At 40.1% G+C, this 20,794-nt stretch carries 19 protein-coding genes and 1 tRNA gene; 10 read left to right on the top strand and 10 right to left on the bottom strand.

Annotation, left to right across the window (positions count from 1 at the left end; translation table 11 throughout):
- Positions 1-5 precede the first annotated feature (5 nt).
- Entirely contained in the window at positions 6-962 is a 957-nt protein-coding gene (locus tag KF872_10225; GenBank protein ID MBX2903921.1) for a lamin tail domain-containing protein, read from the bottom strand.
- Between the two features lie 145 nt (positions 963-1,107).
- On the opposite strand from KF872_10225, the gene murG reads away from it, so the two are divergent.
- Positions 1,108-2,205: an undecaprenyldiphospho-muramoylpentapeptide beta-N-acetylglucosaminyltransferase gene (gene murG / locus KF872_10220; protein ID MBX2903920.1), complete on the top strand. Its 1,098-nt coding sequence runs from the start codon at positions 1,108-1,110 to the stop codon at positions 2,203-2,205.
- Positions 2,202-3,590 carry a UDP-N-acetylmuramate--L-alanine ligase gene (locus KF872_10215; GenBank protein ID MBX2903919.1) on the top strand — a complete coding sequence of 463 codons (1,389 nt, stop codon included), beginning with the start codon at positions 2,202-2,204 and terminating at the stop codon, positions 3,588-3,590. The genes murG and KF872_10215 overlap by 4 nt, the downstream gene beginning before the upstream one ends.
- A gap of 53 nt (positions 3,591-3,643) precedes the next feature.
- Here the strand turns inward: KF872_10215 and KF872_10210 are convergent.
- The 5 genes from KF872_10210 to KF872_10190 form a co-directional block, all read right to left on the bottom strand.
- Positions 3,644-3,714 (bottom strand) — tRNA-Gln (locus tag KF872_10210).
- Between the two features lie 100 nt (positions 3,715-3,814).
- Positions 3,815-4,615 (bottom strand): hypothetical protein, encoded by an 801-nt coding sequence (locus KF872_10205; GenBank protein ID MBX2903918.1) that lies wholly within the window; start codon positions 4,613-4,615, stop codon positions 3,815-3,817.
- The gene (locus tag KF872_10200; protein MBX2903917.1) at positions 4,612-5,019 is read right to left on the bottom strand and encodes a hypothetical protein; all 408 of its coding nucleotides are present in this window, start codon (positions 5,017-5,019) and stop codon (positions 4,612-4,614) included. The genes KF872_10205 and KF872_10200 overlap by 4 nt, the downstream gene beginning before the upstream one ends.
- A 13-nt stretch (positions 5,020-5,032) precedes the next feature.
- Positions 5,033-7,045, bottom strand: a complete 2,013-nt coding sequence (locus KF872_10195; protein ID MBX2903916.1) for a tail fiber domain-containing protein — start codon at positions 7,043-7,045, stop codon at positions 5,033-5,035.
- A 149-nt stretch (positions 7,046-7,194) separates the two neighbouring features.
- Positions 7,195-7,989, bottom strand: coding sequence for a TIGR00266 family protein (locus KF872_10190; GenBank protein MBX2903915.1), 795 nt, complete (start codon positions 7,987-7,989; stop codon positions 7,195-7,197).
- Positions 7,990-8,168: 179 nt separating this feature from the next.
- On the opposite strand from KF872_10190, the gene mrdA reads away from it, so the two are divergent.
- Together mrdA and recO are read left to right on the top strand one after the other, a co-directional pair.
- Positions 8,169-10,067 (top strand): penicillin-binding protein 2, encoded by a 1,899-nt coding sequence (mrdA, locus tag KF872_10185; protein ID MBX2903914.1) that lies wholly within the window; start codon positions 8,169-8,171, stop codon positions 10,065-10,067.
- Positions 10,067-10,792 carry a DNA repair protein RecO gene (gene recO / locus KF872_10180; protein ID MBX2903913.1) on the top strand — a complete coding sequence of 242 codons (726 nt, stop codon included), beginning with the start codon at positions 10,067-10,069 and terminating at the stop codon, positions 10,790-10,792. Before mrdA ends, recO begins: the two co-directional genes overlap by 1 nt.
- A gap of 113 nt (positions 10,793-10,905) precedes the next feature.
- On the opposite strand, the gene KF872_10175 is transcribed toward recO, so the two are convergent.
- Positions 10,906-12,183: a PKD domain-containing protein gene (locus KF872_10175; protein ID MBX2903912.1), complete on the bottom strand. Its 1,278-nt coding sequence runs from the start codon at positions 12,181-12,183 to the stop codon at positions 10,906-10,908.
- Positions 12,184-12,414: 231 nt separating this feature from the next.
- On the opposite strand from KF872_10175, the gene KF872_10170 reads away from it, so the two are divergent.
- Together KF872_10170 and KF872_10165 are read left to right on the top strand one after the other, a co-directional pair.
- Positions 12,415-13,644, top strand: coding sequence for an AMP-binding protein (locus KF872_10170; GenBank protein ID MBX2903911.1), 1,230 nt, complete (start codon positions 12,415-12,417; stop codon positions 13,642-13,644).
- A 40-nt stretch (positions 13,645-13,684) separates the two neighbouring features.
- Positions 13,685-14,911: a T9SS type A sorting domain-containing protein gene (locus KF872_10165; protein MBX2903910.1), complete on the top strand. Its 1,227-nt coding sequence runs from the start codon at positions 13,685-13,687 to the stop codon at positions 14,909-14,911.
- Between the two features lie 5 nt (positions 14,912-14,916).
- Here the strand turns inward: KF872_10165 and aroQ are convergent, their stop codons facing one another.
- Complete coding sequence (aroQ, locus tag KF872_10160) at positions 14,917-15,336, bottom strand: type II 3-dehydroquinate dehydratase (protein MBX2903909.1); 420 nt, start codon at positions 15,334-15,336, stop codon at positions 14,917-14,919.
- A 181-nt stretch (positions 15,337-15,517) separates the two neighbouring features.
- Here aroQ and KF872_10155 point away from each other — a divergent pair, with 181 nt between their 5' ends.
- Genes KF872_10155 through xerD form a run of 3 tightly spaced genes read left to right on the top strand, consistent with a single transcriptional unit; the run spans position 15,518 to position 17,287 of the window.
- On the top strand, positions 15,518-15,901 hold the full coding sequence (locus KF872_10155) for a helix-turn-helix transcriptional regulator (protein ID MBX2903908.1): 384 nt from the start codon (positions 15,518-15,520) through the stop codon (positions 15,899-15,901).
- Positions 15,876-16,358: an SRPBCC domain-containing protein gene (locus KF872_10150; GenBank protein ID MBX2903907.1), complete on the top strand. Its 483-nt coding sequence runs from the start codon at positions 15,876-15,878 to the stop codon at positions 16,356-16,358. The genes KF872_10155 and KF872_10150 overlap by 26 nt, the downstream gene beginning before the upstream one ends.
- A 23-nt stretch (positions 16,359-16,381) precedes the next feature.
- Positions 16,382-17,287, top strand: a complete 906-nt coding sequence (gene xerD / locus KF872_10145; GenBank protein MBX2903906.1) for a site-specific tyrosine recombinase XerD — start codon at positions 16,382-16,384, stop codon at positions 17,285-17,287.
- On the opposite strand, the gene KF872_10140 is transcribed toward xerD, so the two are convergent.
- Complete coding sequence (locus KF872_10140; protein ID MBX2903905.1) at positions 17,284-18,639, bottom strand: peptidylprolyl isomerase; 1,356 nt, start codon at positions 18,637-18,639, stop codon at positions 17,284-17,286. The genes xerD and KF872_10140 overlap by 4 nt on opposite strands.
- 17 nt (positions 18,640-18,656) lie before the next feature.
- Positions 18,657-19,397 carry a PorT family protein gene (locus KF872_10135; GenBank protein ID MBX2903904.1) on the bottom strand — a complete coding sequence of 247 codons (741 nt, stop codon included), beginning with the start codon at positions 19,395-19,397 and terminating at the stop codon, positions 18,657-18,659.
- Between the two features lie 134 nt (positions 19,398-19,531).
- On the opposite strand from KF872_10135, the gene KF872_10130 reads away from it, so the two are divergent.
- Positions 19,532-20,794, top strand: a complete 1,263-nt coding sequence (locus KF872_10130) for a cation:dicarboxylase symporter family transporter (protein MBX2903903.1) — start codon at positions 19,532-19,534, stop codon at positions 20,792-20,794.

Below are 20,794 nucleotides of genomic sequence, written 5' to 3'. Positions count from 1 at the left end.
GTTGCTTACTTTTGGCTGTACACTTGCAGCACCTTAGTAGCTACGCTATTTCTACTTGTTCTTACATGCAACAAATACACACCTTTAGCAAGTTGCAGTTCTTTAATATTCAACACCGGATTCATTTGAAACAGTTTACGGCTTACAACTGTTTGCCCTGCAAAAGTGGTAAGTTTAATTTCGGCAATTTCATCGCTGCAAGAAACTTGCACAAAATCAACTGCCGGATTAGGCGAAATTTCGAACTGCGCAGCAGCAACCGTAGTTATTGCAGAAAGTTCGTTGCATTCACAACGGTGAAAGCCTAAACTATCGTAGGTATTCAATGCTACAGAATCCCATTCAACAGCAACATTCCATGCCGGATCGCCATTGCCTTTATACAACGCTGCCATACCGTTTTTTACATTATATTTTCTAATGAGTGTGTGATTAGTAGTCCAAGAATTTTCGTTTGAATCTGCTGCTGCATAAGTTGGCGGCACATTATTCCATCCACCACCGGCAGTTGGGTTGCCCGGATCATCGCCAATATAACCAAAGGCATCTATTACAGTTTTATCTAACTTTTCTAAAGTAAGTGCATCGTTACCATTAAAGCAAAGTGTTCTATTGGCACTTGTAGGGGTGCAACTTGCAGTTAAGTAATCATCTGCTTTAGCTTTAATACTATTCCAAACACCACCTTCGGCTGTATCTTTTACAAATACTCTTACACTCTTGGCAGGCACAACTCCTTTTAATTGCTCGGTATAGCTATTGTCATAAATAGCAGTGCCATTATTCCAACGGTGTAATTGGTATTCGCTTAAATCTACTGCCGCATTAGTGGGATTGTAGATTTCAATTACTTTGTTGTTCACTGTTCCTTCTACATATTCACTAATGAATATTCTAGAACAATCTTGTGCCATTAAAACGGAGGTTGCCGAAACCGACAATGCGAGTATAAACTGCTTCATATCATTTTTAAATTTGTGCAAATGTAGCTGAAAACGCTTTTTACCAAAATTATGAATTTGTAAAGTGAAAATTTGTGGAGCATTTGTTGAAAACAAGCTTGAAGATGTTAAATGTTCAATTAGTTTCACCTGCTGAAAATTAAACATGCAGCATCCGAAAATAATTATTAGCGGAGGAGGAACCGGAGGGCATATTTTCCCCGCCATAGCTATTGCCAATGAAATAAAAAGAAGGTTTCCTGCTGCCGAAATTCTTTTTGTAGGCGCCATAGGCAGAATGGAAATGGAAAAAGTACCACAAGCAGGTTATGCCATAAAAGGCTTAAATATTGCAGGATTCCAGCGCGGTAGCATTACAAAAAATATCGCCCTACCATTTAAAATTTTAAACTCGGTTTGGGAGGCAAAAAAAATTATTGCCGATTTTAAACCCCATGCTGCAGTTGGCGTAGGCGGCTATGCAAGTGCGCCATTATTGTTTGCTGCTGCACTTGCAGGTGTGCCCACCATTATTCAAGAACAAAATTCCTTTGCAGGCATCACCAATAAAATTTTGGCGCGTTGGGCAAAGCGTATATGCGTAGCTTACGATGGCATGGAAAAAGTATTTCCCGCACATAAAATCATTAAAACAGGTAATCCGGTTAGAGCATCCATTGCACAAGTGCATATTGAAAAAGAAAAAGCACTGGCACATTTTGGTCTTCAAAAACAGCAACCTATTATTCTAGTTATTGGAGGAAGTTTAGGAGCAAAAACTATCAACCAAAGCATAGAAGCCACGTTTGAAAAAATAATTGAAAACAACATGCAGCTTTTGTGGCAAACAGGTAAGGTGTATTACGAAGACTATAAACACTTTGGCGAGCAATACCATTCTGTAAAAGTATTGCAGTTTATTGATAACATGGAAGCCGCTTACACAGCAGCCGATGTAATTATTTCAAGAGCCGGAGCACTTTCTATTGCAGAACTCCAAATCATTGGAAAACCTGTAATACTAGTGCCATCGCCCAATGTTGCAGAAGACCACCAAACACACAATGCCATGGCATTGGTAGCCCAAAATGCTGCGATTATGATTAAAGACAGTGAAGCAAAATTCAACCTGCTGCCGGCAGCTATTGATTTATTGAACAACGAACCACTAAAACTACAACTTGCTGCCAACATAAAAAAAATGGCCATAGCAAATGCAGCCGAAAAAATTGTTGATGAAATTGTTACCTGTATTACAATATGAAAACCACGTTTAACAAAGTATTTTTTTTAGGAATTGGCGGTATTGGAATGAGCGCCTTAGCTCGCTACTTTAAAGCTCAAGGAGCACATGTTTCGGGCTACGACCGAACACCAACAGCGCTTACCCAACAATTGCAACAAGAAGGCATTTCCATCTTCTTTGAAGACGAACTTGCGCTGTATCCAAACGATGCAGATTTGATAGTTTTCACACCCGCCATTCCATCCAACCATACTGGTTTAAATCATTACAAAAGCTCACATTTCAACTTAAAGAAACGAAGTGAAGTATTAGGACTTATTTCTAATAATCATTTTACCATTGCAGTGGCCGGCTCTCATGGAAAAACAACCGTAAGTTCTATGATTGCGCACATACTGTTGCATAACCACTATAACTGCACTGCATTTTTAGGCGGCATTTGCAGCAATTACCAATCTAACTTTTTGCACCCCGGCAAGCATACCACCAAGCCATTAAGAGGAATGGGCAACGAGTCTTTATTTGTAATTGAAGCCGATGAATTTGATCGCTCTTTTCACCGCTTACAACCAAACTATGCTGTAATTACGGCCGTAGATACCGACCATTTAGATATTTACGGCAGCAAAGAAGCTATAGACGAAGCCTTTATTGAGTTTGCCAACAAAATTGATGAAGAAGGATTCTTGGTTATTAAACAAAACCAAAGTATCAACAACAGTTTACCTTCTATAGACAAAGCATTTTATGCACTGCAGCAAACCGATGCAGATGTATTTTGCAGTAAATACTGGGTGGTAGAAGGCGGCTATTTATTTCACCTAAACTACTTCGGAAAAGAATACAAAAGTATTCGGTTAAATATTGGCGGATTGCACAATATAGAAAATGCCATTGCCGCATTTACAATATGCAAAGAACTCGGTTTAAACAACGAAGAAATCTATGCAGGAATAGCTTCTTTTAAAGGAATTAAAAGAAGATTCGAAAAACTGGTAGAGCATGAGCGCCATGTGTTTATAGACGATTATGCCCACCATCCCGAAGAAATACGAATGTTTTTAAGTAGCTTGAAGGAACTGTATGCCAATAAAAAGATTACAGCAATATTTCAACCGCACTTGTTTACGCGCACACGCGATTTAGCCATTGGCTTTGCCGAAAGTTTAAGCATAGCCGATGAAGTAATTCTGCTAGATATTTACCCTGCCCGCGAGTTGCCCATAGAAGGCGTTTCCTCGCAATTGATATTTGAAAAGATTACAGCCAAAGAAAAACACCTTATTACCAAACATGAATTGGTAGAATTTATTCGTACCAAACAGCACATCGAAGTATTGGCAAGTATTGGAGCCGGAGATATAGATAAATACCTTCCCGAAATAGCTGCACTATTGGCATAAACCAACTTACTTAAAAAACAAAAAGCCTCCGAAACTAATCAGAGGCTTTTTTGTTGACCCAGCTGGATTCGAACCAACATACACAGAACCAAAATCTGTAGTCCTGCCATTAGACGATGGGTCAATGCTTCTTTAAAAGCGGATGCGAAACTAAGCAACTTTCGCAAAAAATCAATAGCAAAATAGATTTTACCCTGAAAAAATTTAAAATGAGTGTATAGTTTCTATGGCTTATTCACATTTAGTACGGCTCCATTATCGGAGTTGATGGTAATTACCACACCATCTGCAATGGTAATGGTGTTGCAATAAGCACTACCTGAATTTACTAAAGGATTATTGGGAGTGCCCGCAGGAATTACCACATCTTTTGTAGAAGATGGAACAGTATTGGTACTCCAATTGCAAGCATCGAACCAATTATTACTATAGGTACCGCGCCAAGTGTAAGTACCATTTACATCACCTGCATAACTCCAATAAACATTTATTTCTGCACCATATCTTCCACTACAGGCAAAATAATCTCCCGCATCGTTCCATTGGCAGGGTGGGCCATAATTTCGGTAATAAATATCTGATGCAAATTCGCCAGGCCCACAGTGGTAATCATCATCATCGAACCAACAATCATCATCATAGGAACAAGTATTGCCACAATCATCATCTTCCCACGCATCAATATATAAATCGAAGCGTGAAGGAACTGTAGCCCCAGTATAGGTTTGGTCTAATAAAACAACACTTCCGGGTCCCCAAATCCAACCATAATTGGAAGTACTGTTTTGCTGAATACACAGCCCTCCTTGCCAGCCCAATCCTAAAATATCTTGGTCGGCTCGTGCCCAATATTTCCAACGCACTTCTTGGTCTCCAAAACCTGCATCTTGGTAGCTATCAATATAAGTATAGCGTACACGAATTTGAAGCCGCATTGGTCCATCGCTAAATGTTTGTGCCCATATATCCGATACGCCTAAACACACCAAAGAAGCAGTTATGAACAGAATATTGAATAGTTTCATTTTTGCTTCGTTTTTGGGTTACGGTATTCCATGGGAGCTGTAGCTGAATCGAAGATCGGCACATTAGGTTCCGGCATTTTTTTCCCGGCTAAATCCGGCAACGCACCATATTTTTGGGTATATCCCTTTTTATCATAGAGATAATACCAATGCTGCAATTCGTTGTTGTAAACTGTAATATCCCAATCCTTATTTCCTGTTTCCTTTAACTCCGGCCTCTTTTCTGTTACCGGATACTTCATAAAAGCCGGAAAATATGGATGTGCTACTGCTTTGCCATCTTCTCCAACCTTCATTACAAATTTAGATTCAACAGTTTGCTGTGCCAGCACGCTACGCATACCACACACACTAAATGCTACCGATAAAAATCCGGCTATGAATAATTTTCGCTTTGCTATCATCGCACTAGGTAGTTTATTTTTGAGATTTCAAACCCAATAGGTTTTGTAATTGCTGCAAACTCACTTCTAATGCTGCAAATTTATTTTCCACCGAAGTATGCAGTATATTTAACTGCTGCCTCTGAGTTTCAATAATACTTTGTTGTTTCTTAATTGCTTCAATTAATACAGGCACAATGTGGCTATATTCAATAGATTTCATTCCTGCTGCATCTGTAGCTACCACTTCGGGCAATATTTTTTCAACTTCCTGAGCAATTAGTCCAATTTGTGTATCACCTTCAAAGTTCATAGCCGGATATTTATCTGCCTTCCACTTATAGGTAACACCACGCAATTCCAAAATTTTATCTAATGCACTTTTTAAAGTTGCAATATCCTTCTTATAGGTTGAATCTGAAGTTTCGTTGATACCATTCGATTTAAACTTTCCTGTGATATTCAAATTGCCGCTTAGTCGCGTGCCACCTGCTACAACATAAGATTCAATAGTTGTTTGTGGATTTACTACCACACTGTTTGCTAGTGTTTTTGCAGCAGCAGTGTAGTTAGTTACTCGAGTGGTGTTATTGCTTCGGGTAGTATAAGTAGTGCTACCTCCACGCAACCATACTATAAACTCAGTTGAATACTGGTTATACTCATACCGTGCAATAAACTGTTGTGTACCATAATATATTTCAGCATTTATGAAATCGGCACCATGCCCCCACTGAGTGCCATGCGACCGAAACTTTGCTTGCAAAGAGCCTCTCCAACTTGCATCAGTATGTACATTAGAGCGCGAAATATCTAATTCCATAGGGCCATCGTCCCAAGCAGCATCGGTAAAAACAACGGGATAAAACGTATTAATATCGCCACCAACTGTAAAACTTTCGGTTGTAGGCTTAGTTCTAACAGAGTTTTTCCATGTAGCATTTCCATTAGCATCTATAGCGGTAAGTACCATATCTGCTGCGGGAGAGCCACCACGGATGCGGACATTTCCATCTACATCTAATCTTTGGCTGGGCGTAGCTCCAATCCCTACATTTCCATCTTTATCAATCCGTACACGCTCCAACCCATTGGTAAAAAATCGGGTAACACCATGTGTAAAAGTCCCTGCATTTTTATCTGTTTGACCAATTGATAAATCTCCGGTTCCTGCTCCCGTTGTGCCGGGTGTATATGTTATTTTCAACCCTCTATCCCAATCTAAAGCATAGTTTGGAGAAAGTACGATTGTGGACTGATTGGGATCACCAGACATAAGCCATAAACTATTGGAGTTGTTGTAACTTAACAATTCAAAAGGCGCTTGAAGCGAGGTTTGAGCCAACCGTATATTTCCTCCATCTACATGTAATCTTGCTGAAGGTGAAACTGTTCCAATGCCTATACCTGAGCCATTATCGTACATAATACCACAGGTTGCCGAACTTCCGTTGCTTTTTAAAACATAATTGGTGTTAGTACATCCAACAGGCCCTGTAATTCCTTGTGGTCCTACTGCGCCATTGGCTCCAGCAGCTCCCGTTGGGCCTTGTGGACCCACTGCTCCTTGCGCTCCTGTATCGCCTTTAACGCCTTGTGCACCCGTAGCACCAGCTGCTCCGGTGTCTCCTTTAGGTCCTTGTGGACCAATAGCGGCAACCCAAGATGAGCCATTGAAATACCAAAACTGGTTAAGGCTTGTATCGTACACCATCAATCCGGTAGCAGGACTGCTGATTGCAGTTCTTTCAGATGTAGTCATCCGTGGAATTAAGATACCTTTCGAGTTTGAATTGATTTCTAAAGCGGAACTTACATCTGGCGCAGAAGCACCAATCCCAACTTGTCCTTCTATAATAGCACCATTGGCTGGAGCTGCCACACCGGAATAATTTGTACCTACCGAAAGATTTCCTTTTATAGATCCTTTACTGCCGGGGTTGCTTTCGCCAATACCCACTCTGCCGCTTTGGGCAATAGTAAACTGTGTGCTTCCGAGCAATAATATCCACATAATGGAAGCAGGAAGGAGGTTGCATTTTTTCATATATCTAACTTATGTCTATTCAATTTTTCAACAACTAAATAAAGAATAACTTCTCCAATAAAACACCTAATCACTCATTAGCACTTCAAAACAAATACGAAAATTTATTATGTAAGTTTCAAGGCTAAGCGCAAAACCACGTATTACAATTAACTATCGCCATCCAACAAATTACCCAAGCCCCCCAAGAGGCTACCCTCTTCTTTCCTGCTTCCCGTTTGTGGAGCATATTGTATAATTCTTGAGGCTAATCTAGAAATTGGCAATGTTTGCAACCATACTTTTCCCGGCCCACGCAACACAGCATAAAACACCCCTTCGCCTCCAAAAATCGTGTTCTTAATTCCACCAATAAATTGCACATCAAAATCAACATCTTTGGTGTATGCTACTACACAACCGGTATCAATTTTTAAAGTTTCGCCCGGCAGCAACTCTCTTTCAATAATATGCCCGCCTGCATGAACAAATGCCAACCCATCGCCCTCCAGTTTTTGCATAATAAATCCTTCGCCACCAAACAATCCGGTGCCCAGTCTTTTTTGAAATTCAACACCAACCGAAACACCTTTTGCAGCGCATAAAAACGCATCTTTTTGGCATACAAACTTGCCGCCTAACTGCAATAAATCTATTGGAATAATTTTTCCGGGATAAGGAGATGCAAAAGCCACTTTTGCTTTGCCACCGCCTTGGTGTGTAAAGGCTGTCATAAACAAACTTTCTCCAGTAATCAATCGCTTTCCTGCTCCCAGCAGCTTTCCGAATATACCGCCTTGCTCATTGCTGCCATCGCCAAAAATGGTTTGCATTTGTACCGTATAATCGGAATACATAAATGAACCCGGCTCTGCAATTACAGTTTCTTGCGAATCGAGTTCAATTTCTACACACTGCATTTCCTCTCCAAAAATTTTGTAATCTATGTCGTGATTAGTCCTCATTTTTCTTATTTTGATTTTTCGCAAAAATGTATGAAGTATTGGATTTGGCAAGTTTTCTCTTCACAAAGAATTTTAAAGCGGCAGAAACGCTATTTAACAACAAACATACCAACATTAAAGGTTCATAAATTTTATATCGGTTCTTTGGCTTTGCCACAAAGGCAATTCACTTTTGCAGCGTGAAAGATCTATTTAAAAACAGAAGTGTTGTTTTTCAAATTGCATTTGCCTTAGTGGCACTTGCTTTTGCGGCAAGGCTGTTTTATGTGCAAGTAATAGATACCAAATATGTTTCGCTAGCGCGCAGCAATGCCATTAAAGCGCTGGATATGTATCCCACGCGCGGTTTTGTGTATGATCGCAACAAGGAACTAATTGTGTATAACGAAGCTATTTACGACCTAATGGTAATTCCCCGACAGGCAAAAAATGTAGATAGTGCCAAACTATGCGAACTCTTGGGCATTCCGTTGGAGCGCTATACCGAACGTTGGAAAGAAGTAAAAGACAAACATAAAAACAGAGGATATTCAGAATATAAAGCACAAGTATTTTGGAAGCAGGTATCGCAAGAAGATTATTCACGCCTGCAAGAATTTTTATACCGCCTACCGGGGTTTTACGGACAGGTAAGAACCATCCGCCATTATCCGCACCGTGTGGCTGCCACTATTTTGGGCGATGTGGGAGAGGTAGATGACCGCACTATTGAAAAATCGGATGGATATTACAAACCGGGCGACTATGTTGGTAAGAGCGGCATAGAAAAAGTATATGAAAAAGAACTGGGGGGCAGGCGTGGTAAACGCTTAGTTTTTGTGGATGTACACAACCGCGAGCAAGGAAGTTTTGGAGATGGAGAGTTTGATACTTTGGCAATTTCGGGAAGTAACGTAGTAACCACGTTAGACATTAAACTGCAAGAATATGGCGAAGCACTCATGCAAAACAAAAAAGGAAGCATTGTAGCCATAGAGCCTTCCACCGGAGAAATTTTAGCCTTAGTTAGCAGCCCCGGATACGACCCTAATTTACTTTGCGGAGCTATTAGAGGCGACAACTTTAAAAAACTAAGCAGAGATACATTATTGCCTTTGTATTCGCGCCCAACCTTAGCTACCTACCCACCAGGCTCCACATTTAAAACCCTAGTAGCACTCATTGCCTTGCAAGAAGGCGTGCAAACCGAAAACTACGGAGTACCCTGCAGCGGTGTATATTACTTTGCAGGATTGGCACTTAAATGTTCGCACCGCCACCCTTCTGCCGGCAATATTATTCAGGCATTACAGCAATCTTGCAATCCATACTTTTGGCAAACATTCCGCAATACCATAGAAAATAAAAACTATAGCAGCACTCAAGATGTTTACGGCAAATGGGTAGAGTATTGCAATAGTTTTGGACTAGGAGTAAAAACAGGAATAGACCTTCCAAGCGAGAGTAAAGGCAATATTCCATCCGTAAAATATTTCAATAAAATTTATGGCGAAAGAAGATGGCACTCTTCTACCATTATTTCACTCGGTATAGGGCAGGGCGAAATACTAACCACTCCGCTGCAAATGGCAAACCTATATGCAGCAGTTGCCAATCAAGGATATTGGTTTACACCGCACATAGTGAAGAAAATTACCGACCCCACTACAGGAAAAAATATACTAAAACCTTTCGAAAAACACATCACCAAAGTAAGCCCCGAAAAATTTCACTTTGTGAACGAAGGATTATTTTCTGTGGTAGAAGCCGGAACCGCACGCAGTGCCCGCGTAGAAGGCATTACCATGTGTGGTAAAACAGGAACAGCCCAAAACCCACATGGAGACGACCACAGTATGTTTGCAGGTTTTGCACCTAAAGACAATCCTAAAATTGCCATTGCCGTAATTGTAGAAAATGGTGGATTTGGCTCTACTTATGCAGCTCCCATTGCCAGTTTAATGGTTGAAAAATATTTGAACGACACTATACAAACCAAGCGCTTACCAATGGAAGATCGCATGCTCAAAGCCAACCTGCTTCATAAATACGGTATTGACACATCCCGCACTCATTCTGTTTTTATGATAAAAGACTAATGCAGGTAAATACACGCGCCATAGTTTTACACCATACTAAGTACTCAGAAACGAGTATCATCACCAAACTTTTTACCGAACAGTTGGGAGTAGTTTCTTACATGGTAAACGGAGTTCGCAGTAGCAAAGGTAAACACAAAGCAGTGCTATTTCAACCTTCTACACTTTTAGAAATACAAGCCACTCAGCGCGAAAATAAAACCCTGCAACGCCTTACTGAATACAAGCGCTTGCATACATACGAAACTATACCTTTCGATATAAAAAAAACAGCCGTTACCCAACTTTTAACCGAAACACTCAACCGCACTATTTCGCACCACGAGCCCAACACCGAATTGTTTGAATTTGCCTGGAGCAGTTTCGTTTTTTTAGACACATCCACTACACTTAATCCAGATTTTCATCTAATTTTCTTATTGCAACTTTCAGCCATTTTAGGTTTTCGACCACATGGAAATTACACTTCCGTTACCCCAATGTTCGATTTACAAGAAGGCAGTTTTGTATCGCAAGCCCTTTCGCTAGAAGGAGCAGTAGGCTATCCGTACAGCCATTACATTTCTGAATTAAAAGATCTTAACACCACACACTCCGAAGCAGTAATTCCCAATGGAAAAGCACGCAGCTCCGTACTAAATCACTTGTTGAATTACTTCAGGTTTCATATTGCAGACTTTGGGAACTTAAAATCGCCAGAAGTATTAAGAGCGGTGTTTGAATAAAAAAAGCCCGGTGTGGTTACACCGGACTCCTAAACCTAACTGTTCAACAATAAAAACTAAACCTAATATAAAGACCTTGTATGCTCCCAAAAGGTTGCTTTTGTATTTTAATCCTATTCTTTAACAAATTGTAAAACAGCCTTTTTATTTGATTGGCTATAACTGTAAGCCCAATAATTTCCAGCGGGCAAAGTGCTAATATCTACACTGTATTGGCTGCCACGTTTCTCAGGCAGCAAAACAGCAATTACTGTTTTTCCATCCAAATTTAGTATAGAAATCTCAGCTAAATCTTCATTTGTTTGAACATTGAGTACATTGCCCGCAGGGTTGGGGAATAATATACAACTAAAAGCAGCAGTAACAGATTGAATATCGGTAGGTGCAATTACTACTGTTTTAGTGGCTATGTGCGTATGGTTACAAGAATCATCTTGAGCAGTTAATTGAACCTGATACATTCCAGGAGCAGTGTAAGTATGCGTAGGCGATACTGCTGTAGAAGTTTGTCCATCGCCAAAATTCCAGCTATAACTGTCTGCATTAGCCGATTTATTGGTAAATGCCACATCAAAACCTGAAACATTCAATAAAAAACCGGCACTTACTATATTAGGCGCATGCTCAAAACAATAATCTAACCTATCAAACACTTTTGCTTTAGCAACAGCCTTAATAGTATCGGCATTAGAAGCGCTCACGGTAAAATTGTATGTAGTGAGTTCCGGATTTTTTCTAAACATAATGGAATAAAAAGTGCAGGCTGCCGCAAAAGAACCTTGGTTGCTCGGATGGCTTTCATCTGCATTATACAACTCTATGGCAGCATGGTTTGTTCTAAGTTCGCGCCACACCTCTCCTACCGGGGCAAGTGCTGCATTGTTATCTCTTGCCATTGTACTATAGCGTAATTGCAGCATACTATCCATTCCTGCATAAGTACACACCACAGGAAAGAATCCACAATTAGAAGCATCACCATTTTTGCGCCCCCACGTCATGTAAAACACCGTAGTGGCACAAGCATTATTGGCCTTAATTATGCTATCCAGCTTTGCGGCAAAAGGATATACCTGAAATTCCACATCTGCATCGGGAAAAGAAGGCAACTGGCTTTGCTCTTGCAACACCACAAAATCCCAATTTCCTGCTTGGATAAGATTTAAACTGGTGGTATTGGTAGAATGTCCCTGCAAAGTATAACCGCCCGGAGTATTCTTTGCATATTCTAAGGTGTCGCCAACAGAAAGCGCCAACTGCTTTACCAACTCGGGCAGATTATTTACATCGGTGTAGCTATTTCCTAGAAACAATGCTCTTACCTTTTTGGCGTGAGCTTGCAAACTCCCTAAACATACAACTGCAATACAAACCAACAAATACTTCTTCATTACCAATTTTCTTTTAAAACAGCTGCAAGACTAATGCTAAGCAGATATAGGTTGCCTCTACTCCACTTTTTTTTATCTTTTTTTGGAACGAAAACAAGTATGCCATATTGTTTTTCCACAAGTGCTTCATTAAAAATTAACCTCAAATTTTACCTTTGAATTAGTAAACAACAGTGCAGAGCAACTAAACATCCACAAGCAATTTATTACTTACACACAAAACAAATCACCTTGCAGCAGCTACAAAAAACCATTAGTTATCTTTCCAGCAAATCGCCCTTTTACCAGCAATGGTTTCAAACACAAAAAGTATTACCCCTGCAAATCTTGGAGGTAGCGCATCTATCGCAACTTGCTACTGTTTCTAAGAAAGATTTTGCTGAAAACAATTTCGATTTTTTATGCTGTGAGCGCCAGCAAATTGCAGATTACTGCACCACTTCCGGCACTACCGGAGCTCCTGTAACTATTGCACTCACGCCAAACGATTTATTGCGCCTTGCGCACAACGAAGCACACACATTCCAATTAGCCCAATTAAGCAATAGTGATATTTGCATGCTCATGCTCACTTTAGATCGCCAATTTATGGCAGGCATTGCCTATTACGAAGGGCTGCGGCTATTAGGTATTCCGGCAGTGCGCTCCGGCAGCATTTCGCCAGCAGCACAACTAAAAAATATCTTACAGTTTAAACCATCTGTATTGGTGGCCGTTCCTTCTTTTATTCTAAAAGTAATAAGTACCGCCAAAGAAGAAGGCATTGACCTTGCTACACTTTCGGTAAAAAAAATTATTTGCATTGGCGAACCTATTAGAACCCAAAACTTAGAGCCCAATAATCTTGCTTTGCAAATTGCCAAACAGTGGAATGTACAACTATTTTCCACTTATGCTTCGAGCGAAATGCAAACAGCATTTTCTGAATGTACACACGGCAAAGGCAACCATGTGAACCCACAACTTATTATTGCCGAAGTGCTGGATGAGCAGGGAAATGAAGTACCCAACGGAAGTATCGGAGAACTCACCATTACTACACTAGGCGTAGAAGCAATGCCTTTGCTGCGCTACCGAACTGGCGACATGGTATTTGCCATTCGCGAAACGTGTGCCTGCGGCAGCAATGCAATGCGTATATCGCCCGTATTAGGTAGAAAAAATGAACTATTGAAATATAAAGGAACCAGCATTTTTCCCGCAGCCATTTTTAATGTATTGCAGAGCGAAAGTGCTATTCAAGATTACTTAATTGAAGCTAAAAACAACGAAGGCAGAACCGATGAACTTTTAGTACACATCGTATGTGCCGAAGCCAATGAGCAGTTTAAACTTCATTTAGAAAACCAATGCAAAGCAGCGCTGCGTGTTACACCAGAATTTCAATTTTCTACCGCAGAAAAATTAGCAGCGCTACGCCCGGCAGAAAACAGAAAAATTATCCGTTTTATAGAACGGTAACATTCTTTTTCTTTCATTTAGTGCCGAAAACGGATACTATATGAAAAAAACATTGCTCTCATGCTTTCTTTTCTGCATGGCATTCTCCACCATTGTACTTGCTCAATGCGAACAAGGGCGATTTGTAGATGATCTTTTTAATGTAAAAAGTAACTTAAACATTAAGTACGGTGGCAACTATAAATTCGATGGCTCTTTCCAAGAATTGTTTTTAAACATATATGAACCCGATGGCGACACACTCCAACGCAGACCACTCATTATGTTGGCATTTGGCGGTAGTTTCACCTTTGGCAGCCGCACCAGCCCCGATATTTTAAAACTATGCAATGCCTTTGCAAAGAAAGGCTACGTTACCACCACCATAGATTATCGCCTCGGTTTTGAAGATGGTAACGATAGCGATACCAACCAGTTTAAAGCACTCATACGCGCTACGCAAGATATGCGAGCAGCCATTCGTTTCTTTTACAAAGATGCTTCTACTGCCAATTTATACCGAATAGACACCACTCAAATTTTTATTGGAGGCGTAAGCGCTGGTGGCTTTACTGCACTAAACTTAGCTTACGGAAAGCAAGACACGCTCTCGCGCGTGCGTCCGCCATATGTAGATGATGCGCTCGCCCAAGTTGGAGGAGTTACAGGATTTAGTGGCAATGCAGGCTACAGCGAAAAAGTACGTGGCGTTATTAACCTTTGTGGAGCTATTGCCGACACCGTTTGGCTTATGCCGCAAGATCCAATTTTATGTGGCGTACACGGCACCAACGACCAATTAGTACCATGCTATTTCGATAGTGCCAAAGCTGCCAGCTCCGTTGAAGCACTTATGTTTGGCTCTGGCGATTTAAATACCCGTGCACAACACATCGGGCTTCCACATTCATTTTACTTCTTTGAAGGCGCATCGCATGTACCATTTGTTTTTAACCAAGCATACATGGATACTACCATTTGGACCATCCGCGATTTCTTGGCACAACACATTGTGTGTGGAGGCTTGAGCAGCATTCACGAACAAGCTATAAACAAAGTATCGGTACAGCCCAATCCTTTTAAAAGCAACTTCACCATAAATATACCCGATGGCTTATGGCTTAAAATTACCCTCACCGATATTGCAGGAAACTTACTGAAGCAAGAAAATATTTACTCCTCAACAGTACTAGAATTGAACAATGCAGCCAATGGCATCTATCTTCTACGGTTAGAAGACTTAGATAAGCGCTTGAGCAAAACAATTAAACTTGTGAGAACCGAATAAGCAAGCTACAAGAAACTATCAATAGCCAACACATAGCTTTCTAAACCAAAACCGGCAATTACACCTTTACAAACTGCCGATAACAGCGAATGCTGCCTAAACTCTTCGCGTGCATAAATGTTTGAAATATGTACTTCTACCACCGGAGTTTTTACGGCTGCCACGGCATCGCGCAATGCTACCGAAGTATGCGTATAGCCACCCGCATTTAGTATGATGCCTGCATACGAAAATCCCACTTCCTGAATTTTGTTTATCAATTCGCCCTCTACATTACTTTGGTAGTAAGAAAGCTGTGCTTCGCCACTATAAATATCTTTTACCTCCTCAAAAAACTCTTCAAAAGAAATATCGCCATAAACATCGGTTTCGCGCTTGCCGAGTAAATTCAAATTGGGGCCGTTTATAATCAGTATCTTCTTCATGCTATATAAATTCTAAAAACAAAAGTGCAATAATTTAAAACTAATAACACAGTAAAATACCTGTAAACACTATTTATCGGCACTTTAAGTTGAACTAGAAAGTTACCATTTCTCTTTCCCCTAAAATAAATTTGCGCAAGTAAATACTTGCATTATATTTGCAAGCAAATACTTGCATATAATGGAAACACGCAGAGATGTATTTCAAGCAATTGCAGACCCAACCAGGCGCGCAATTATTGGCATGATTGCAGAGCAACCTACTCGCATAAACAGCATTGCAGAACAATTTGATGTTAGCCGGCAAGCCATTTCGCTACACCTAAAAATACTATCGGAATGCGGTTTGCTACATATAAAGCAGCAAGGCAGAGAACGCTACTGCGAAGCCAACTTGGAGAAATTAAACGAAGTGCACGAATGGGTACAACAATATCACTTACTATGGAAAAACAGACTTCAAGCATTAAAAAAGTTGCTTGAACAAGACACAGTATCGTTATCAAACAATATCAATAAACATTCAAAAAAGAAAAGTTATGGAAAACAGCAACAAAAAAAATGAAGTCTTAATCGAAGAAACCTTCGATGCCGGCATTGAAAAAGTTTTTGCAGCATGGACAGATCCTAATCTACTTGTAAAATGGTATGCACCCGATGGATGCACCATTCATTTCAAAAGTATCAACGTAGAAAAAAACGGAAAATTCCACTCCTGCATTTCTAATCCGCAATATGGCGACTGCTGGTGCATTGGCGAGTACAAAGAAGTAGTACCCTATTCAAAACTGGTATTCACCATGATAAATGCAGACGAAAACGGTAACCAAATAAATCCACAATCTATTGGAATGGATCCGGAGTGGCCTGCAGAAACACTGGTAACCATTTTGCTTACTGAAGAAAATGGCAAAACCAAACTACAACTTCATCAAACAGTACTACAAGAAATTGCACAAAGAACCGGAGCTTATCCAAGTTGGCTGCAAATGCTCCACAATATGCGTTCACTTTTAAATTAGGTTTAAAAGATGAACTTAGCAGCGTGAGCTGGCAACCTTATTTACATGGTTTTGAATCTTTTTTACGCTTAGAAAAATCGCTTTCAGACAATTCAATTAAAGCATACTTGAGCGATGTTCAAAAGCTTGAGAATTTTCTTACCACAAACAATCACAACCTTGCGCCAAGCGATGTTCAACTTTTGCAATTACAGCATTTTCTAAAGGAACTGAACGAACTTGGCTTTGATGCCCACTCACAAGCTCGTATTATATCCGGCCTTCGCACTTTTTGGAAATACCTGCTGCTTGAAAACATAAGCAGCACCAATCCTGCAGAACTTTTACAACTACCCAAACTATCGCGCAAGCTCCCACATACACTTTCGGTACACGAAACCATAGCCATAATTGAAAGCATAGATATGAGTAAACCCGAAGGGCAACGCAACCGTGCCATGCTGGAAGTGCTATATAGTTGTGGCTTGCGCGTAAGTGAGTTGGTAAACCTCCAAATTTCCAATCTGTATTTGGCAAGTGGCTTTGTAAAAGTTACCGGAAAAGGCGATAAAGAGCGCATTGTACCAATTGGCAACGAAGCCGCAAAGCAACTCAGTAATTACTTAGATTTTGTACGTAATAACATAAGCATTCAAAAGGGCGAAGAAGATATTGTATTCTTAAACAAACGAGGCAAACGGCTTTCGCGCATCATGATATTTTATATCATAAAAGCACAAGCTGCTTTAGTTGGAATTGAGAAAGAAATTTCACCACACACATTCCGGCATTCTTTTGCCACACACTTAATTGAAGGAGGTGCAGATTTACGCACGGTTCAAGAAATGTTGGGTCATGCATCTATTACCACCACCGAAATTTACACGCATTTAGACCGCGATTACCTGCGCAGTGTAATCATGCAATTTCACCCACGCTATAAAAGTTAATCTGATTTTCTGAGCCACTTCTGGGCTTCGTTACAAAACATATAATCCTCTTCTATGCGAATAAATGTTTTGTCTTTATAGAGTTTCACCCAGCGCTCTAGTTCGCGTTGTGTTTTTGCATTTTTTGCCGCTGCCTGAATTTTAGGATAATCCATATCTAAGCTGGCTTTGTGTGGCTTGGTTTCGCTTTTTAAGAGTACAATTCTATAACCTTGCTTTTGCTCTCCGGTGCGCTCCATACCGCCAAAAGGAAGCACATCGGTATATTCACCAACTTTAATTTTATCTAAGGCAAAAATAAGGTTGCCCTCTATATCACTTTTCTCAAAATAAGTGGTTCCATTTTTACTATTGGAAATTAAACCTCCAACTGCTTTAGAATGTTCATCCATTGAAAACTTGCCCACAGCTTCTTTGAAAGTCATAGAATCTACATCTAATTGATGTTTAATGCTATCCATTGTACTTTTGCACGCCACATAATCGGCCTGTGTCAATTTGGGTTTCACCAAAATGTGGCGCATCTTTAAGCGTTCTCCACGCTTTTCATCAACGGTAATAATGTGAAATCCAAAAGGAGTTTCAACCACTTCACTAAGTTCTTTTTCTTGCAAGCGATAAGCTACTGCCTCGAACTCCGGCACTAATTCGCCACGCTCTATATAACCCAAATCACCACCTTCGCTGCTGCTGCCCGGATCTTCGGAATAAAGAATTGCTTGCAGCGAAAAATCGGAACCATCCACAATATCTTTCCTTATTTTTTCCAATTTAGTTTTGGCAATTTCCTTCTGCGTTTCGTTTATGGTTGGGTACATTACAATTTGCGACAGCTCAACTTCCGAATTAAAATATGGAATACTGTCTTTAGGAATACCACTAAAATATGCTTTTACTTCTGCAGGTGAAACCTTTAAATTTCCTAAAGCTTTTCCACGCATTTTATCGGAAACTAATTGGTTTTCTATATCGGTTCTAAAATCGTCTTTCAGTTCGTTTAAAGTTTTGCCATAGTACTCTTCTAATTTCTCTTTTGAACCAAAAACTGAGGTAAAGTACCGTATTCTTCTATCTAACTCTGCTTCTACTTCATCGGGGCTGGTGGTAATACTATCTAACTTTGCTTGTGCCAAAAAAAGCTTTTCCAACATAAGCCTATCAAATACTTCGCACTTAAAATGCTCCGATAGTGGGCTTTCGGTTTGTGCTTTTGCTTGCACATATTGCATTTCTATATCCGATAACAAAATTGGATTATCGCCAACTACAGCAACTACCTTATCGGCAATTAGTTGAGCTTGCACTTGATATACACAACAAAATAAAATAAGTAGCGCCAGTTGTTTAACCATTGGTGTACACATAAAAATTATAGCCCGTTAAATGAAATTCCCACCGAAAACTCATGTGCTTTAGGACCGCGTCCTTGTTTAAATACATCTACCACTCCGTAATAAGCAGTAAGATTAAACACGCTGTATCCAATTCTTAAAGTTGGCCCTGCGCGAAACAGGTTAAAGTCGGGGAATCTACGCTCTACATAAACCTTAGTTCCACTAGTTTCTTTAATAGTTTGCTTGGTATGCGAATCTACTCTTATACCCGCTTTAAAACCAATAGCAACTTTCCAAAAATTATCTGATTTATCGGGATTGCTTCTTATGCGCAATTCCAGCGGAATATCAATATATTGTAGTGTAACTTTATTTACTTTAATCTTATCTAACTTAGTGGCATCCATTGGCTGAAAGCTAATACCGGTGCTATCGGAAACCATTTCGCTGCGATGGTAAATATTAACGGCTCCATAACCAATACCGGGTGCAAAACTTACGCGCGATTTCTTAATTCTTAAATCGTAGTAAAAATACACATTTATGCCCCGCGAATACCATTTTGTATTAAATCCATTACCTACTTGGTGAAACCAGTTAGTTCCCAAAAAGTCTATGGCAATACGGTCTTTAGGCAGTTTCATGCGTTGGAGTTGCTCTTCACGCTTTTTACGCAACTCTTTTTTAGTGTGCTCCTTTAAATCGGTAGCTGTTGTATCTTGTGCAAAAACCGAAAAAGTTACTAATACAAAACACAAGCCGATAAGTTTCTTCATGCTCAAATTTAATTAACAGGAACGCGAAAGTATTAAATTTGGTGTGTTGCAATGAAAATCAATAGAATTTATCAATAATTAAAAAGGATTTCTGCAATTAAGGAGGAATTGAATACAATTCTTTTCTTTGATACATGCACTTTACAGCACTTAGAATTTTAGCTATACTTCCTTTACTTTGGTTTGGCTACAAGAAAAAATCACTCACGGCTTGGATTTTCATCAGTATGCTTATAGGTATTGAAGTGGGCTACGACTTCCCCGAATTTTCGCAAAACCTCAAAATTCTTTCAAAAATATTCTTGCGGCTTATTAAAACCATTATTGCGCCTTTACTTTTTGGCACATTGGTGGTTGGCATTGCCGGGCATTCTAATTTAAAACAAGTAGGTAGGATGGGCTGGAAGAGCATTTTGTATTTTGAATTTGTTACCACCCTTGCTCTTTTTATTGGATTAGCAGCCATCAACTTTACTCAAGCAGGCAACGGCATTCAACTGCCACCAAGTGCGGCACACGAAACATTGCCCACCATAAAACAAAGCTTTGAAGAAGTTATACTACACACTTTTCCCGAAAACATAGCTAAAGCAGTTGCCGAAGGGGCTGTGTTGCAAATAGTAATATTCAGCATTCTGTTTGGTATTGCTACAGCGATGGCAAACGATAACTTCAAAAAACCGATGATACTATTTGCCGAGAGTTTAAGCGAAGTAATGTTTAAGTTCACAGCACTCATTATGTATTTTGCACCTATTGCCGTTGGCGCTGCCATTGCATATACGGTAGGGCACATGGGCTTGGGTATTCTTTTTAACCTTCTAAAACTGCTGCTTACACTTTATGGCGCATTGGTGGTATTTCTATTGTTTGTGCTATTACCAATTGCACTATTGCTTAAAGTTCCAATTAAAAAATTTATTGAAGCCATTGCCGAGCCTGTATCGTTGGCATTTGCCACTACCAGTTCCGAAGCTGCACTCCCCAAAGCAATGCAGGCTATGATTGGTTTAGGCGTGCCAAGAAAAATTGTGGCATTTGTAATGCCTATGGGTTATAGTTTCAATTTAGATGGCACCACACTTTACCTTTCGCTGGCATCCATATTTGTAGCACAGGCAGCAGGTATTCAACTGGCATTTTCAACACAATTGGCAATAGTTTTTACGCTTATGCTTACTTCTAAAGGAGTGGCAGGTGTGCCTAGAGCATCGTTGGTAATTCTGCTGGGCACTTTGGCTTCTTTTAATTTACCCATAGAACCTGTGTTTATCATTTTAGGTATAGATGAACTTATGGACATGGCACGCACCTCGGTAAATGTAATTGGCAATTGCTTGGCAGCCGTTATTATTGCCAAATGGGAAGGCGAATTTCAACCACCTTCTTTGAATTAG

Source organism: Chitinophagales bacterium, from assembly GCA_019638515.1.
Taxonomy (GTDB): Bacteria; Bacteroidota; Bacteroidia; order Chitinophagales; family LD1; genus UBA7692.
Note: the sequence above shows the minus strand (reverse complement) of the source record. Positions and strands in the feature narration are given on the sequence as shown.